A 15,402-nucleotide genomic window follows, 5' to 3' on the forward strand; every position below is an offset into this window, starting at 1 on the left:
CAATATTATTGCTTCAGGGTAGCGAATGCCTGAATGATGGCATCAATTTGCTCGCGACTGTGGGCTGCGTTAACGCTACAGCGCAGTAGCGTCATGCCCGCTGGCGCGGCAGGTGGTAGGATAAGGTTCACATACACGCCCAGCGAAATAAGCTCACGCCAGATGCGTAAACCTTCCTCTTTCGAACCGATTATTACCGGCACTACCGGACTAATATGTGAGCTTAATTCGTAACCCAATTTTTGCAGCCCGTCATACAGATGGTTGGCATTATCCATCAGTTTTTGCCGCAACTCTGGTTGAGTGGCAATGGTTCTTAACGATGAGCGCACGGTTGCAATGCAGGAAGGAGAAGGGGAGGCGGTAAAAATATACGGACGGCTGCCGTAGCGCAGCACTTCCATCGCTTCCGAACCCACGGCAAAACCACCAATAGAAGCCAGGCTTTTACTGAAGGTGCCAACGATAATATCCACATCATCTTCAACGCCAACGGCTTCAACCAGCCCGCGCCCCGTTGCGCCTAACACGCCAAACGAGTGAGCTTCATCGACAATTAAATATCCGCCGAGACGACGTTTGATATCAACAATTTCTGCCAGCGGCGCAACGTCACCGAGCATACTATAGATGCCCTCAATGATGATAATCGCCTCTTTCGCCCGTTCACCGAGGCGAACCATGCGGCGTTCCAGATCGTTGGCGTCATTATGGCGGAAACGAATAATCTCCGCGCCGCCGAGAGAACAGGCGTCATAAATACTGGCGTGGCTGTCGGCATCCAACAACACCACGGCGTTATGGTCGGCAAGTGCGCTGATGACGCCTAAATTAGCGGTATAACCGGTTGAAAAAACGATAGCAGTAGGACGATTGAAAAACTCAGCAATCTCTTTCTCTAAGGCCAGATGCGGCGCATAACTGCCATTAGCCATACGTGAACCGGTGGTGCCGGTGCCTTGTGTCGCTAACGCTGCCTGACCATCGGCGATGGCATCATGATTGAAGGTTAAACCGAGATAATTATTGGTCCCGGCCAGGATCACTTTTTTATTACCGATACAGCCTTCGGTGGCGGAATACACTTCATCAATACAGGTGCCAAACGGCGTTAACCCGTTATCGCTAAATTGCAGGCGCTCGCCCGCAAGACGCGCATATTTATCGTATAGTCCCATTATTTGTTCTCCAGCCATGGAAGTAGTGTTTCCATTAATTGCACAGGAGTTTTGACATCCAGCAGAATATTAATAGGAATGGAAATATCAAATCTGTCTTCCAGCATCATTAAGAGATCCATCACTTTAATCGACTCCAGGCCGAGATCGTTGACGAGATCGCTGTCAGGCTTAATTTCCACACCGTTTTCGACCAAATCCTGTAAACAGGAAAGGATGTAATCCATTACTATTTCACGATTTACCATAGAAACGTTAACACACCTTTTAACAAGACAATCAAAATAGCCCGTTGCGTAATGCGTGTTCCAGGCTAATCCCGGGAAACCAATTAATATCTTCAGAAATACGGTTATTACTTGCCGACCAGTCGATATGGGTTAATTCACCCAATTTCGAGCGGGTTAGCATGGGTTCTTTACCTGCCAGGCGACTTAACGCGGTACTGATATCCGCAAGGCAGGTGAGCAACGGCAGAGGAACGCCGACCATCCGTACAGCTCCTTGACGGGCGGCTGCGGCCAGTTGTTGCACTCGCTGCCAGTCATAGCCACCGGCGACACCATCACATAATTCATACGTTTGCGTTTGTACAGTTTCGGCGCTTAACCACTGACCTACCGCCTGAGCGAAATCGGTAACGTGCAGGAAAGAGAGCTGCGTATCTGGTGCGCCAAGCCGTGGCAGCAGACCGCGGAGCATCCAGTCAAACAGGGGTTTTAACTCTTTATCGCCAGGGCCATAGACTGCGGTTGGGCGAAAAACGCCCAGCGTAATTTCGTTCGCCATTGCTGCCAGTCGTTGTTCGGCGACGTGTTTGGATTTTGCATACCAGGAGAGTTGGGGATGGCGCGCCGCCAGCGAAGAGATAAAAAGAAAACGTTGGCAAAAGCAGCTCTCTTTTGCCGCCTGCATCAGGCGCAGACTGCCGTCAACGTTACAGCGAGTAAAGACATCCTCTTTGTGTCCGCGTACTTGCCCGGCGCAATGGACCACAGCACCGGCACCAGCAACCAGCTCGCTAAGTGAATGCGTATCTTCCAGCGAACCGCGCACCCAGGTAACGTTATCGTTATGGTGAGCACGGGGAGTACGCGTTAATGCGCGGACGTGAAAGTCACGGGCGAGCAGATTATCGATAATATATTTACCGATAAACCCGGTAGCGCCCGTCACCGCGACCGTTTGATTCATTGCGCAAAACCTGCGAGGGATTTCTGCACATGAAGATTAGCGGCATAGGCCTTCTGATAACGTTTTTTCGCTTCTGCGCGGGCAGGTTTACCGGAAGATGTGCGCGGAATACTGTGTGGTGGTAACAAGTCGATAGCCGCCGAAACGCCAAATTCGCTTTGTATCCGCGCCGCCAGAGAGTGGATAAGCTGGGTGCGACGTTCTTCGTCGCTGATCCGACACTGGATCTGCAAAATGATTTTTTCCTGAGCGGTAACAAAAGCAATGGCATCGCCAGAATGAATTTCCGGTTCCTGTTCCGCAATGTATTCAATATCTTGCGGCCAGATATTGCGGCCACGAATAATAATCAGATCTTTAATACGCCCAGTGACATAGAGGTAACCGTCCAGCAGATAACCGAGGTCGCCGGTATCTAACCAGCCCGTCGCCGCGATATCGTCCTGCGAAGTCTGGTCGCCAAAATAGCCGCTCATCAGGCTGGGGCCAGAAATGTAAATATGGCCCACCACGCGTTCTGCTACTGGCAGGCCCGCTTCATTACGAATTTCAATGCCATGTTTCGGCAACGTTTTACCGCAGTTGACGAAAGTCGATACGGCGCGTGTCTCAACACTCGGCGCGACGGCTTTACCCTGATATTCGAGGATGTCGCGATCCACTTCGTTAACCACAACCCCGGAGGCTTCATCGGAGAAGCTAACGGCCAGCGCGTTTTCTGCCAGTCCGTAGCAGGGCATAAAGGCGCTATCGTCAAAGTTAACCTGACGGAAACATTCAGCAAATTGATGGAGTTGTTCTGCGGAGATGGGTTCTGCGCCAATACCAGCGACGCGCCAGCAGGAAAGATCCAGTTCAGCGAGATCTTTTTCATTCACGCGGCGCTGACACAATTCATAGCCAAACGGCGGCGCGACGGAAACAGTGCCGCGATTTTTACTGATCAATTTAAGCCATTGCAGCGGGCGCATGGCGAAATCCTGGGTACGTAAATAATCCACGGAAAGCTGCGTGGCGACAGGTGTCAGGAGAAAACCGACCAGCCCCATATCATGGTAGAAAGGCAGCCAGGAGACGCAGCGGTCGCCAGGACGTAATTTAATGCCATCGTGGCTTATGGCGCGTAGATTAGCCATCACTTCGCGGTGAGTGATGATAACGCCACGGGGAAAACGGGTGCTGCCGGAGGTGTACTGGAGGTAGGCGATATCGTCTGGAACCGGACGCTGGAGTGCAACATCAGCTTCCGGTAACGCCTTAAACCAGGCGTGGCTTAAAACATGTAATTCAGGGTTATCATGCGTTGCGGCATTGACCAGCGGCAACCATTCATCGCCAGTAATTATCGCGGCTGGTTGGCAGCTTGCCAGTAAACCCTGCAGTTTGGTGCTCCAGGAATCCCGCTGACCGACGCCCATTGGAATCGCCAATGGCACGGCAACTAATCCTGCATACTGGCAGGCAAAAAATGCCTCGACAAATCCGCTACTGGTTTCGGCAATCAGCGCCACGCGATCGCCTTTTTTCAGGTTCAGCGATAGCAGTCGCTTTGCTCCTGTTTCGGCGCGCGCTTTTAGTGTCTGATATTCCAATTTTTCTTCAAGTTGGCAACGCCTGTCATAAAAACTCATTCCGGCGCTTCCCAGCGCAGCATAGTCCAAAGCATCAACCAGCGTTGGAAAATCGGCATAGCGCATAGGTAGGGAATGCGTAAAAATTTTATTGGACATATACACCACGAAAAAATTGGATATCAAAAATAAAGTGACAATAATGCGGTGGATTATATATGCATAAAAGATAAATGAGATAGTATTTTCATTGGTGTGATATTGAACATTGATTAAAATAATACTTTAAATCTTAACTCGGTTTATTGTGAATAATATTTAATTTGTGAATATATTAAGATAATGCCCAGCCGGGTCGCATTAAGTCCACAATAGTAATATTGATCGGCTAACGGTGGCTCTGCTTTATCGTAATTATTCATAAATGTTATTTAATTTTTTCTTGTATTCACCGGATGGATTATTAAGGAGCCGTCCGTCGCTGTTTATTTTCAGCATTAATTATTTGTTATCCACTAAGATATGGAATGCGATCTGCTGATGATTAAAATTGAAAAAGTAATAAATAAAAACGACTTAAAGGCATTTATCGCTTTTCCGTCGTCACTTTATCCCGATGATCCGAACTGGATCCCTCCTTTATTCATTGAGCGCAGCGAGCATCTGTCAGCGAAAAATCCGGGGACGGACCATATTATCTGGCAGGCGTGGGTGGCGAAAAAAGCAGGGCGGGTAGTAGGGCGCATTACTGCGCAAATCGATACCTTGCATCGTGAACGTTACGGCGAAGATACCGGTCATTTCGGCATGATTGATGCCATTGATGATTCGCAGGTTTTTGCCGCTTTGTTTGGCGCAGCGGAAGCATGGTTGAAGTCACAAGGTGCAAGTAAGATCAGCGGGCCTTTCAGCCTGAATATCAATCAGGAAAGCGGATTACTGATTGAAGGTTTTGACACGCCTCCCAGCGCGATGATGCCGCACGGTAAACCGTGGTATGCCGCGCATATCGAACAGTTGGGTTATCACAAAGGCATTGATTTACTGGCGTGGTGGATGCAGCGAACCGATCTCACTTTCTCTCCGGCGCTAAAAAAACTGATGGAACAGGTGCGCAAAAAGGTGACCATTCGCTGTATTAATCGCCAGCGGTTCGCCGAAGAAATGCAGATCCTGCGTGAGATTTTCAACTCTGGCTGGCAGCACAACTGGGGATTTGTGCCGTTTACCGAACGCGAATTTGCAATCATGGGCGATCAACTTAAGTATCTGGTGCCGGACGATATGATCTACATCGCCGAGATTGATTCTGCTCCCTGCGCGTTTATTGTCGGCTTGCCGAACATCAACGAGGCGATTGCCGATCTGAACGGATCGCTCTTTCCCTTTGGCTGGGCAAAATTGCTGTGGCGCTTAAAAGTCAGCGGTATGCGAACCGCACGAGTGCCACTGATGGGCGTGCGTGACGAGTATCAGTTTAGCCGCATCGGCCCGGTGATTGCGCTGTTGCTGATTGAAGCCTTACGCGATCCCTTTGCCCGCCGGAAGATTGATGCGCTGGAAATGTCATGGATCCTCGAAACCAATACCGGCATGAATAACATGCTGGAACGCATTGGGGCGGAGCCGTACAAGCGTTACCGATTGTATGAAAAGCAGATTTAACGGCAGGTATCAATAAGTGCACGGACAGTCTCCTGGCCTCGGGGAGAGGGGGAAAACGCGGCTCACATTCCCCCCTTGTTCATCTCCAGCGGTACCGCCGAGCGAATCAAATGGTGGCCTTCCAGTTCGATATCGTGGAGATTCTTTTTCACGGTCATCACGTGATCGCGGGCGGCGCGTTGGGCGACGTGCGGCAGGCGCTGCAAAACCGCGTTATAGATCCGCGCATGCTGGCGATCGATCTGTTTCTTCTGCTGTGGTCGATGGTAGAGATTATTTACGCTGGCAAACACCGAATTAAACATCAGATCGGTCAATGATTGCAGCGTAAACACCAGCACCTGATTGTGGGAAGCCTGACAAATCGCAAGATGGAAAGCGTGATCCAACTGCGCATGTTCGATCAGCGAAATCTCTTTGTTGTTCTCACTGGCGGCGAGCATTTTTTCATAACAGCGGGTTATCAAAACAAAATCAGCCTGGGTTCCCAGCGTAGCCGCCAACCTTGCCGATTCACCTTCCAGCAATGCGCGAACGTCGAGTAGATCGTACAGCGTTCGTGGCTGCGTGCTGAACAGATGGATCAGCGGGCTGGTGTCCTGCACTCTATTAAGCCTCGCTACTCGGGAATCACGCCCCTGCGCCGTTTCAATAATCCCGCGTCCGCGCAGCACGGTCAGCCCTTCACGCAATGCGGAACGCGAGAAGCCGAGTTTTTCACACAGCCGACGTTCCGAAGGAAGCGGCTGACCGACCTTCAGCACGCCGTCGATAATTAGCCGTTCGATACTCTCTGCAACCACTTCGCAAATAGGGCGACGCTCATCTTTCATTCCCGGACCTCGTGCACAGGTAGGACCAATTTTTCTGTTCTTGATTCGCGAAACACGTACATCACGTAAGTGGTTATGTTACATCAATTTAACATTGAGTTAACCAATGCGAAGTCACAGAGATGGAAAAAAAATGGTCTGACCGGTAGCTAAAGAGATAGACGAAAACAAAAAGCCCGCTTAATAACTGTTCACAGAAGCAGCGCGCAAAAATCAGCTGCCACACAACACAACAAAGCGAACCCTACTCATGAGCATCTTGTACGAAGAGCGTCTTGATGGCGCTTTACCCGATGTCGACCGCACATCGGTACTGATGGCACTGCGTGAGCATGTCCCTGGACTGGAAATCCTGCATACCGATGAGGAGATCACTCCTTACGAATGTGACGGGTTGAGCGCGTATCGCACGCGTCCATTACTGGTTGTTCTGCCTAAGCAGATGGGACAAGTGACGGCGATTCTGGCTGTTTGCCACCGTCTGCGTGTACCGGTGGTGACCCGTGGCGCAGGCACCGGGCTTTCTGGCGGCGCGCTGCCGCTGGAAAAAGGTGTGTTGTTGGTGATGGCGCGCTTTAAAGAGATCCTCGACATTAACCCCGTTGGGCGCCGTGCACGCGTGCAGCCGGGCGTGCGTAACCTGGCGATCTCCCAGGCCGTAGCGCCGCATAATCTCTATTACGCGCCGGATCCTTCCTCACAAATCGCCTGTTCCATTGGCGGCAACGTGGCGGAAAATGCCGGAGGCGTCCACTGCCTGAAGTATGGGCTTACCGTACATAACCTGCTGAAAATTGAAGTGCAAACGCTGGAAGGCGAGGCGCTGACGCTGGGATCGGACGCGCTGGATTCGCCAGGTTTTGACCTGCTGGCGCTGTTTACCGGATCGGAAGGCATGCTAGGCGTGACCACCGAAGTGACGGTAAAACTGCTGCCGAAGCCGCCCGTGGCGCGCGTGTTGTTAGCCAGCTTTGACTCGGTAGAAAAAGCCGGACTCGCCGTCGGTGACATCATCGCCAATGGCATTATCCCCGGCGGGCTGGAGATGATGGATAACCTGTCGATCCGCGCGGCGGAAGATTTTATTCATGCCGGTTATCCCGTCGATGCCGAAGCGATTTTATTGTGTGAGCTGGACGGCGTGGAGTCTGATGTACAGGAAGACTGCGAGCGAGTTAACGACATCTTACTGAAAGCGGGCGCGACTGACGTCCGTCTGGCGCAGGATGAAGCGGAGCGCGTACGTTTCTGGGCTGGCCGCAAAAACGCCTTCCCGGCAGTGGGGCGCATTTCCCCGGATTACTACTGTATGGACGGCACCATCCCACGCCGCGCGCTGCCTGGCGTACTGGAAGGCATTGCCCGTTTATCGCAGCAATATGATTTACGCGTTGCCAACGTCTTTCATGCCGGAGACGGCAACATGCACCCGTTAATCCTTTTCGATGCCAACGAACCTGGCGAATTTGCCCGCGCAGAAGCGCTGGGCGGGAAGATCCTCGAGCTTTGCGTCGAAGTGGGCGGCAGCATTAGTGGGGAGCATGGCATCGGACGGGAAAAAATTAATCAAATGTGTGCCCAGTTCAACAGCGATGAAATCACTACCTTCCATGCAGTTAAGGCGGCGTTTGATCCGGATGGTTTGCTGAACCCAGGGAAAAACATTCCCACACTGCACCGCTGCGCTGAATTTGGTGCCATGCACGTGCATCACGGTCATTTACCTTTCCCTGAACTGGAGCGTTTCTGATGCTACGCGAGTGCGATTACAGCCAGGCGCTGCTGGAGCAGGTGAATCAGGCGATTAGCGATAAAACGCCGCTGGTAATTCAAGGCAGCAATAGCAAAGCCTTTTTAGGTCGCCCTGTCACCGGGCAAACGCTGGATGTGCGTTGTCATCGCGGCATTGTTAATTACGACCCGACGGAGCTGGTGATCACCGCGCGTGCCGGAACACCGCTGGTGGCGATTGAAGCTGCGCTGGAGAGCGCCGGGCAAATGCTGCCCTGCGAGCCGCCACATTATGGTGAAGAAGCCACCTGGGGCGGGATGGTCGCCTGCGGGCTGGCGGGGCCGCGTCGCCCGTGGAGCGGATCGGTACGCGATTTTGTCCTCGGTACGCGCATCATTACCGGCACTGGAAAACATCTGCGCTTTGGCGGCGAAGTGATGAAAAACGTCGCCGGATACGATCTCTCGCGGTTAATGGCCGGAAGCTACGGTTGTCTTGGCGTGCTCACTGAAATCTCGATGAAAGTGTTGCCGCGACCGCGCGCCACCCTGAGCCTGCGTCGGGAAATCAGCCTACGTGAAGCCATGAACGAAATCGCCCAGTGGCAACTCCTGCCGTTACCTATTAGTGGCTTATGTTACTTCGATAACGCGTTGTGGATCCGCCTTGAAGGCGGTGAAGGATCGGTAAAAGCGGCGCGTGAACTGCTGGGGGGCGAAGAGGTTGCGGGTCAGTTCTGGCAGCAATTGCGTGAACAACAACTGCCGTTCTTCTCGTTACCAGGTACTTTATGGCGCATTTCACTCCCCACCGATTCGCCAATGATGGATTTACCCGGCGAGCAACTGCTCGACTGGGGCGGGGCGTTACGCTGGCTGAAATCGACAGCCGATGACAATCAAATCCATCGTATCGCCAGCAACGCTGGCGGACATGCTACCCGTTTTAGTGCCGGAGATGGCGGCTTTGCCCCGCTACCGGCTCCTTTATTCCGCTATCACCAGCAGCTTAAACAGCAGCTCGATCCTTGCGGCGTGTTTAACCCCGGTCGCATGTACGCGGAACTTTGAGGAGCAGGCTATGCAAACCCGATTAACCGAGGAGATGCGCCAGAACGCGCGGGCGCTGGAAGCCGACAGCATCCTGCGCGCCTGTGTCCACTGCGGATTTTGTACCGCAACCTGCCCAACTTATCAGCTTTTGGGCGATGAGCTGGACGGGCCGCGCGGGCGCATCTATCTGATTAAGCAGGTGCTGGAGGGCAACGAAGTCACGCTTAAAACGCAGGAGCATCTCGATCGCTGTCTCACTTGCCGTAATTGTGAAACCACCTGTCCTTCTGGTGTGCGCTATCACACTCTGCTGGATATCGGGCGTGATATTGTCGAGCAGAAAGTGAAACGTCCACTGCCGGAGCGAATGCTGCGCGAAGGGCTGCGTCAGGTGGTGCCGCGTCCGGCGATCTTTCGCGCATTGACGCAGGTAGGGCTGGTGCTGCGACCACTGCTGCCGGAACAGATAAAAGCAAAACTGCCCGCTGAAACCGTGAAAGCCAAACCGCGTCCACCGCTGCGCCATAAGCGTCTGGTTTTAATGCTGGAAGGCTGCGCCCAGCCTACGCTTTCGCCCAACACTAACGCGGCAACCGCGCGGGTGTTGGATCGTCTGGGGATCAGCGTCACGCCTGCCAGCGAAGCGGGCTGTTGCGGTGCGGTGGACTATCATCTTAATGCGCAAGCAAAAGGGCTAGCGCGCGCGCGAAATAATATCGATGCCTGGTGGCCAGCGATTGAAGCGGGGGCTGAGGCGATTTTGCAAACCGCCAGCGGTTGCGGTGCGTTCGTCAAAGAGTACGGGCAGATGCTGAAAAACGATGCGCTGTATGCCGATAAAGCGCGTCAGGTCAGCAAGCTGGCGGTCGATTTAGTCGAACTTTTGCGTGAGGAGCCGCTGGAAACGCTGGCGATTCGCGGTGATAAAAAACTGGCCTTTCACTGCCCGTGCACTCTGCAACATGCGCAAAAGCTGAATGGCGAAGTAGAAAAAGTGTTACTGCGGCTGGGATTTACCTTAACCGACGTTCCCGACAGCCATCTGTGCTGCGGATCGGCGGGAACATATGCGTTAACGCATCCCGATCTGGCGCGCCAGCTACGGGATAACAAAATGAATGCGCTGGAAAGCGGCAAACCGGAAATGATCGTCACCGCCAACATCGGTTGCCAGACGCATCTGGCGAGCGCCGGTCGTACCTCTGTGCGTCACTGGATTGAAATTGTAGAGCAAGCCCTTGAAAAGGAATAACAAAATGAAAACTAAAGTCATTCTTAGCCAGCAAATGGCGAGTGCAATTATTGCCGCAGGTCAGGAAGAGGCGCAGAAAAATAACTGGTCTGTCTCCATTGCTGTTGCTGATGACGGCGGTCATCTGCTGGCATTGAGTCGCATGGACGATTGCGCGCCGATAGCGGCCTATATCTCCCAGGAGAAAGCACGTACCGCCGCGCTGGGGCGCCGCGAAACCAAGGGCTATGAAGAGATGGTAAATAATGGACGCGCGGCGTTTGTGACTGCGCCGTTACTGACGTCGCTGGAAGGCGGCGTACCGGTTGTTGTTGATGGACAAATTATTGGTGCCGTGGGCGTTTCTGGTTTAACCGGAGCACAGGATGCGCAGGTCGCGAAAGCGGCAGCAGCGGTGTTGGCGAAATAAGCGAAAACGAGGAGATAAACAATGAGTCAAACCATAACCCAGGGCCGTTTACGCATTGACGCCGACTTTAAACGTTTTGTGGATGAAGAAGTTTTACCGGGCGTGGAACTGGACGCTGCCGCGTTCTGGCGCAATTTTGATGAGATCGTTCACGATCTGGCGCCAGAAAATCGTCAATTACTGGCAGAACGCGATCGCATTCAGGCTGCGCTCGACGAGTGGCATCGCAGCAATCCGGGGCCGGTAAAAGACAAAGCGGCTTATAAATCTTTCCTGCGTGAACTGGGCTATCTCGTACCGCAGCCGGACCACGTTACGGTGGAAACCACGGGGATCGACAGTGAAATTACCCATCAGGCGGGGCCACAGCTGGTGGTTCCGGCGATGAACGCCCGTTACGCGCTGAACGCGGCGAACGCTCGCTGGGGGTCACTGTATGACGCGCTATACGGCAGCGACATCATCCCGCAGGAAGGGGCGATGGTCAGCGGCTACGATCCGCAGCGCGGTGAACAGGTTATTCGTTGGGTTCGTCGCTTCCTCGATGAATCACTACCGCTGGAAAATGGCAGCTATCAGGATGTGGCGACGTTTAAGGTGGTCGACAAACAATTACGCATCCAGTTGAAAAATGGCACAGAAACCACGTTACGTACTCCGGCGCAGTTTGTCGGTTACCGTGGCGATGCCGCTGCGCCGACCTGCATTTTGCTGAAAAATAATGGTCTGCATATTGAACTGCAAATTGATGCCAACGGGCGGATTGGCAAAGACGATCCGGCGCATATTAACGACGTAATCGTCGAAGCCGCCATCAGTACCATTCTCGACTGTGAAGACTCGGTCGCGGCGGTTGATGCGGAAGATAAAATCCTGCTGTACCGCAACCTGCTGGGCCTGATGCAGGGGACTCTGCAAGAGAAAATGGAGAAAAACGGTCGGCAGATCGTGCGTAAACTGAATGACGATCGTCAGTACACCGCCGCCGATGGCTCTGAAATTTCTCTGCACGGACGCTCGCTGCTGTTTATCCGTAACGTAGGTCATTTGATGACCATTCCCGTAATTTGGGACAGCGAAGGCAATGAAATCCCGGAAGGCATTCTTGATGGCGTCATGGCTGGCGCGATTGCCCTCTACGACTTAAAAGTGCAGAAAAACTCGCGCACCGGCAGCGTCTACATTGTGAAACCGAAAATGCACGGTCCGCAGGAAGTGGCGTTCGCCAACAAACTGTTTACTCGCATTGAGACAATGCTCGGTATGGCGCCGAACACCCTGAAAATGGGCATTATGGATGAAGAACGCCGGACCTCGCTGAACTTACGTAGCTGTATCGCTCAGGCGAGCAACCGCGTGGCGTTTATCAACACCGGCTTCCTCGACCGTACTGGCGATGAAATGCATTCGGTGATGGAAGCTGGGCCAATGCTGCGTAAAAACCAGATGAAATCGACGCCGTGGATCAAAGCCTACGAGCGCAACAACGTGCTCTCCGGCCTGTTCTGCGGGCTGCGTGGCAAAGCGCAAATCGGTAAAGGAATGTGGGCAATGCCGGACCTGATGGCAGACATGTACAGCCAGAAGGGCGATCAGTTACGTGCCGGGGCGAACACGGCCTGGGTTCCGTCACCAACCGCGGCTACGCTGCATGCGCTGCATTACCACCAAACCAACGTGCAGAGCGTGCAAGCTAACATTGCTCAGACCGAGTTCAATGCTGAATTTGAACCGCTGCTGGACGATCTGCTGACCATTCCGGTTGCTGAAAACGCTAACTGGTCGGCGCAAGAGATCCAACAAGAGCTGGATAACAACGTGCAGGGAATTCTGGGCTACGTGGTGCGCTGGGTCGAGCAGGGGATTGGTTGTTCAAAAGTGCCGGATATTCACAACGTGGCGCTGATGGAAGACCGCGCAACGCTGCGCATCTCCAGCCAGCATATTGCCAACTGGTTACGCCATGGCATTCTGACTAAAGAACAGGTGCAGGCGTCGCTGGAGAATATGGCGAAGGTGGTTGATCAGCAAAACGCTGGCGATCCGGCGTATCGTCCGATGGTGGGGAATTTCGCTAACTCGTGTGCGTTTAAAGCCGCCAGCGATTTAATCTTCCTCGGTGTGAAACAGCCAAACGGTTATACCGAACCGTTATTACACGCCTGGCGTTTACGCGAAAAAGAAAGTCATTAATAGCGTCAAAAAAAGCCCCGGCAAGTTTTATTGTCGGGGCTATTATAGTAACTGCGGTAGTACATTTATCCCGGAAATAACCGGAGCGATTATCAGGGTTTAACAAAATTAAATACCCGTAGCGCATTACTAGCGGGCCTAAAACAACAATATGGACATCTTAACGATACTCTGCGCCTGCGTGTGCGGAACAGAAACCCTTACCCGATATACTTGTTATGCCAGAGGTAGCAATTGCGTTAGCAGCGTACTGTTGCTGTAAAGTATAACGCCTATATTTTACAGTTCAGTCCTCTTTTGCTTATTACAACCTTAGTCATATCAAGCATATAAAGATAATAAGAGACTGAACAATATGGTTACCTGGACTCAAATGTATATGCCGATGGGAGGACTAGGGCTATCCGCTCTGGTTGCCCTGATCCCGATAATATTCTTCTTCGTTGCACTCGCGGTATTACGTCTGAAAGGACATGTCGCCGGAGCGATAACCCTTATATTATCTATCCTGATTGCGATATTCGCCTTTAAAATGCCGATTGATATGGCATTTGCTGCTGCGGGCTATGGCTTTATTTATGGATTATGGCCTATTGCCTGGATTATTGTCGCGGCGGTATTCCTGTATAAATTAACCGTTGCCAGCGGTCAGTTTGATATTATCCGCAGCTCGGTTATCTCCATCACCGACGATCAGCGTTTGCAGGTGTTACTGATTGGTTTCTCCTTTGGCGCGCTGTTAGAAGGTGCCGCGGGCTTTGGCGCGCCAGTGGCGATTACTGGCGCACTGCTGGTGGGGCTGGGCTTCAAACCGTTATACGCGGCGGGACTGTGTCTGATAGCCAACACCGCGCCGGTGGCGTTTGGTGCGTTGGGCGTGCCTATTCTGGTTGCCGGGCAGGTGACTGGCATTGACCCGTTCGACATTGGCGCAATGGCGGGACGGCAGTTGCCGTTCCTGTCGGTACTGGTGCCGTTCTGGCTGGTGGCAATGATGGACGGCTGGAAAGGGGTGAAAGAGACGTGGCCAGCGGCGCTGGTTGCGGGTGGTAGCTTTGCGGTTACCCAGTTCTTTACTTCTAACTACATTGGTCCTGAGCTGCCGGATATTACTTCGGCGCTGGTAAGTATCGTCTCACTCTCTTTATTCCTTAAAGTCTGGCGGCCAAAAAATACTGAAACGGCAATCAGCATGGGGCAATCCGCAGGTGCGATGGTAGTGAATAAGCCATCTTCTGGCGGCCCAGTACCCTCAGAATATAGCCTTGGGCAAATCATTCGCGCGTGGTCACCATTTTTAATCTTAACGGTACTGGTCACCATCTGGACCATGAAACCGTTTAAAGCGTTATTTGCTCCGGGCGGCGCGTTTTATTCGCTGGTGATTAATTTTCAGATCCCCCATTTGCATCAACAAGTCTTGAAAGCTGCACCAATTGTCGCCCAGCCAACGCCAATGGATGCGGTGTTTAAATTCGACCCGCTCTCCGCTGGCGGCACCGCTATTTTTATTGCGGCGATTATCTCTATCTTCATCCTCGGCGTGGGGATCAAGAAAGGTATTGGCGTCTTTGCAGAAACGCTAATTAGCCTGAAGTGGCCGATATTGTCGATTGGCATGGTGCTGGCATTTGCCTTCGTGACCAACTATTCCGGTATGTCCACCACGCTGGCGCTGGTACTGGCGGGTACAGGCGTGATGTTCCCGTTCTTCTCGCCATTCCTCGGCTGGCTGGGGGTCTTCCTTACCGGCTCGGACACTTCTTCTAACGCCCTGTTTGGTTCACTGCAATCAACCACCGCACAGCAAATTAACGTCTCTGACACTCTGCTGGTGGCAGCAAATACCAGCGGTGGCGTAACCGGCAAGATGATCTCCCCGCAATCTATCGCCGTGGCCTGCGCCGCGACGGGCATGGTGGGCCGAGAATCTGAACTGTTCCGCTACACCGTGAAGCACAGTCTGATTTTTGCCAGCGTTATCGGCATTATCACCCTGCTGCAGGCGTATGTGTTTACCGGGATGTTAGTTTCGTAAATCAATAAAGCCGGATGATCGTAAATATCATCCGGCTTCTTTCTACTCTCGTTTCATTATCCTGACTAAATAATTGCAAAATCATTTCGTGGTTTATTATCCATGTGTAAATAATATTTCGTGTTCAGATAACTCGCTAAATAATTAAGGGAGTGAGAACATCTATTTTTTTGCCACGCAAAACAAGTCTGTATTAATTGTGTTCGCTTGATGAGTAAACACCGTGCTATCTGTTGCTTTTGCAATCGCAATCGTTAAAACTATCAACAACTTGGGATAGTTACA

At 52.4% G+C, this 15,402-nt stretch carries 12 protein-coding genes; 7 read left to right on the forward strand and 5 right to left on the reverse strand.

Annotation, left to right across the window (positions count from 1 at the left end):
- Window positions 1–5: 5 nt before the first annotated feature.
- The 4 genes from spt to A9180_RS16400 are packed head-to-tail and all read right to left on the reverse strand — an operon-like array spanning window position 6 to window position 4,102.
- On the reverse strand, window positions 6–1,178 hold the full coding sequence (gene spt, locus A9180_RS16385) for a serine palmitoyltransferase (RefSeq protein ID WP_064529671.1): 1,173 nt from the start codon (window positions 1,176–1,178) through the stop codon (window positions 6–8).
- Window positions 1,178–1,426 (reverse strand): acyl carrier protein, encoded by a 249-nt coding sequence (locus A9180_RS16390; protein ID WP_001697422.1) that lies wholly within the window; start codon window positions 1,424–1,426, stop codon window positions 1,178–1,180. Before A9180_RS16390 ends, spt begins: the two co-directional genes overlap by 1 nt.
- 31 nt (window positions 1,427–1,457) lie before the next feature.
- Window positions 1,458–2,372: an NAD-dependent epimerase/dehydratase family protein gene (locus A9180_RS16395; RefSeq protein WP_064529672.1), complete on the reverse strand. Its 915-nt coding sequence runs from the start codon at window positions 2,370–2,372 to the stop codon at window positions 1,458–1,460.
- A complete protein-coding gene (locus A9180_RS16400) occupies window positions 2,369–4,102 on the reverse strand; it encodes a fatty acyl-AMP ligase (protein WP_206748689.1) in 1,734 nt (577 codons plus the stop codon). The genes A9180_RS16395 and A9180_RS16400 overlap by 4 nt, the downstream gene beginning before the upstream one ends.
- 363 nt (window positions 4,103–4,465) lie before the next feature.
- On the opposite strand from A9180_RS16400, the gene yghO reads away from it, so the two are divergent.
- Window positions 4,466–5,608 (forward strand): protein YghO, encoded by a 1,143-nt coding sequence (gene yghO, locus A9180_RS16405; protein ID WP_064529673.1) that lies wholly within the window; start codon window positions 4,466–4,468, stop codon window positions 5,606–5,608.
- Window positions 5,609–5,670: 62 nt separating this feature from the next.
- Here the strand turns inward: yghO and glcC are convergent, their stop codons facing one another.
- Complete coding sequence (gene glcC, locus A9180_RS16410; protein WP_064529674.1) at window positions 5,671–6,441, reverse strand: transcriptional regulator GlcC; 771 nt, start codon at window positions 6,439–6,441, stop codon at window positions 5,671–5,673.
- Between the two features lie 250 nt (window positions 6,442–6,691).
- Here glcC and glcD point away from each other — a divergent pair, with 250 nt between their 5' ends.
- From glcD to glcA, 6 genes are all read left to right on the forward strand, one after another.
- Window positions 6,692–8,191, forward strand: coding sequence for a glycolate oxidase subunit GlcD (gene glcD / locus A9180_RS16415; RefSeq protein ID WP_064529675.1), 1,500 nt, complete (start codon window positions 6,692–6,694; stop codon window positions 8,189–8,191).
- Window positions 8,191–9,243 (forward strand): glycolate oxidase subunit GlcE, encoded by a 1,053-nt coding sequence (glcE, locus tag A9180_RS16420; protein ID WP_064529676.1) that lies wholly within the window; start codon window positions 8,191–8,193, stop codon window positions 9,241–9,243. Before glcD ends, glcE begins: the two co-directional genes overlap by 1 nt.
- Window positions 9,244–9,253: 10 nt before the next feature.
- Entirely contained in the window at window positions 9,254–10,477 is a 1,224-nt protein-coding gene (gene glcF / locus A9180_RS16425; protein ID WP_064529677.1) for a glycolate oxidase subunit GlcF, read from the forward strand.
- A gap of 4 nt (window positions 10,478–10,481) precedes the next feature.
- Window positions 10,482–10,886 (forward strand): heme-binding protein, encoded by a 405-nt coding sequence (locus tag A9180_RS16430; protein WP_064529678.1) that lies wholly within the window; start codon window positions 10,482–10,484, stop codon window positions 10,884–10,886.
- 21 nt (window positions 10,887–10,907) lie between these two features.
- Window positions 10,908–13,079 carry a malate synthase G gene (glcB, locus tag A9180_RS16435; RefSeq protein ID WP_064529679.1) on the forward strand — a complete coding sequence of 724 codons (2,172 nt, stop codon included), beginning with the start codon at window positions 10,908–10,910 and terminating at the stop codon, window positions 13,077–13,079.
- Between the two features lie 355 nt (window positions 13,080–13,434).
- Window positions 13,435–15,117 carry a glycolate permease GlcA gene (glcA, locus tag A9180_RS16440; RefSeq protein ID WP_000259282.1) on the forward strand — a complete coding sequence of 561 codons (1,683 nt, stop codon included), beginning with the start codon at window positions 13,435–13,437 and terminating at the stop codon, window positions 15,115–15,117.
- The last annotated feature ends 285 nt before the right edge of the window (window positions 15,118–15,402 follow it).

It is taken from the genome of Escherichia sp. B1147 (genome assembly GCF_001660175.1).
GTDB classification, from domain to species: Bacteria; Pseudomonadota; Gammaproteobacteria; order Enterobacterales; family Enterobacteriaceae; genus Escherichia; species Escherichia whittamii.

Bases quoted from the DNA above. Each gene is read 5' to 3' on its own strand.
- spt (WP_064529671.1), bottom strand. From the start codon at position 1,178: ATGGGACTATACGATAAATATGCGCGTCTTGCGGGCGAGCGCCTGCAA.
- A9180_RS16390 (WP_001697422.1), bottom strand. From the start codon at position 1,426: ATGGTAAATCGTGAAATAGTAATGGATTACATCCTTTCCTGTTTACAG.
- A9180_RS16395 (WP_064529672.1), bottom strand. From the start codon at position 2,372: ATGAATCAAACGGTCGCGGTGACGGGCGCTACCGGGTTTATCGGTAAA.
- A9180_RS16400 (WP_206748689.1), bottom strand. From the start codon at position 4,102: ATGTCCAATAAAATTTTTACGCATTCCCTACCTATGCGCTATGCCGAT.
- yghO (WP_064529673.1), top strand. From the start codon at position 4,466: ATGGAATGCGATCTGCTGATGATTAAAATTGAAAAAGTAATAAATAAA.
- glcC (WP_064529674.1), bottom strand. From the start codon at position 6,441: ATGAAAGATGAGCGTCGCCCTATTTGCGAAGTGGTTGCAGAGAGTATC.
- glcD (WP_064529675.1), top strand. From the start codon at position 6,692: ATGAGCATCTTGTACGAAGAGCGTCTTGATGGCGCTTTACCCGATGTC.
- glcE (WP_064529676.1), top strand. From the start codon at position 8,191: ATGCTACGCGAGTGCGATTACAGCCAGGCGCTGCTGGAGCAGGTGAAT.
- glcF (WP_064529677.1), top strand. From the start codon at position 9,254: ATGCAAACCCGATTAACCGAGGAGATGCGCCAGAACGCGCGGGCGCTG.
- A9180_RS16430 (WP_064529678.1), top strand. From the start codon at position 10,482: ATGAAAACTAAAGTCATTCTTAGCCAGCAAATGGCGAGTGCAATTATT.
- glcB (WP_064529679.1), top strand. From the start codon at position 10,908: ATGAGTCAAACCATAACCCAGGGCCGTTTACGCATTGACGCCGACTTT.
- glcA (WP_000259282.1), top strand. From the start codon at position 13,435: ATGGTTACCTGGACTCAAATGTATATGCCGATGGGAGGACTAGGGCTA.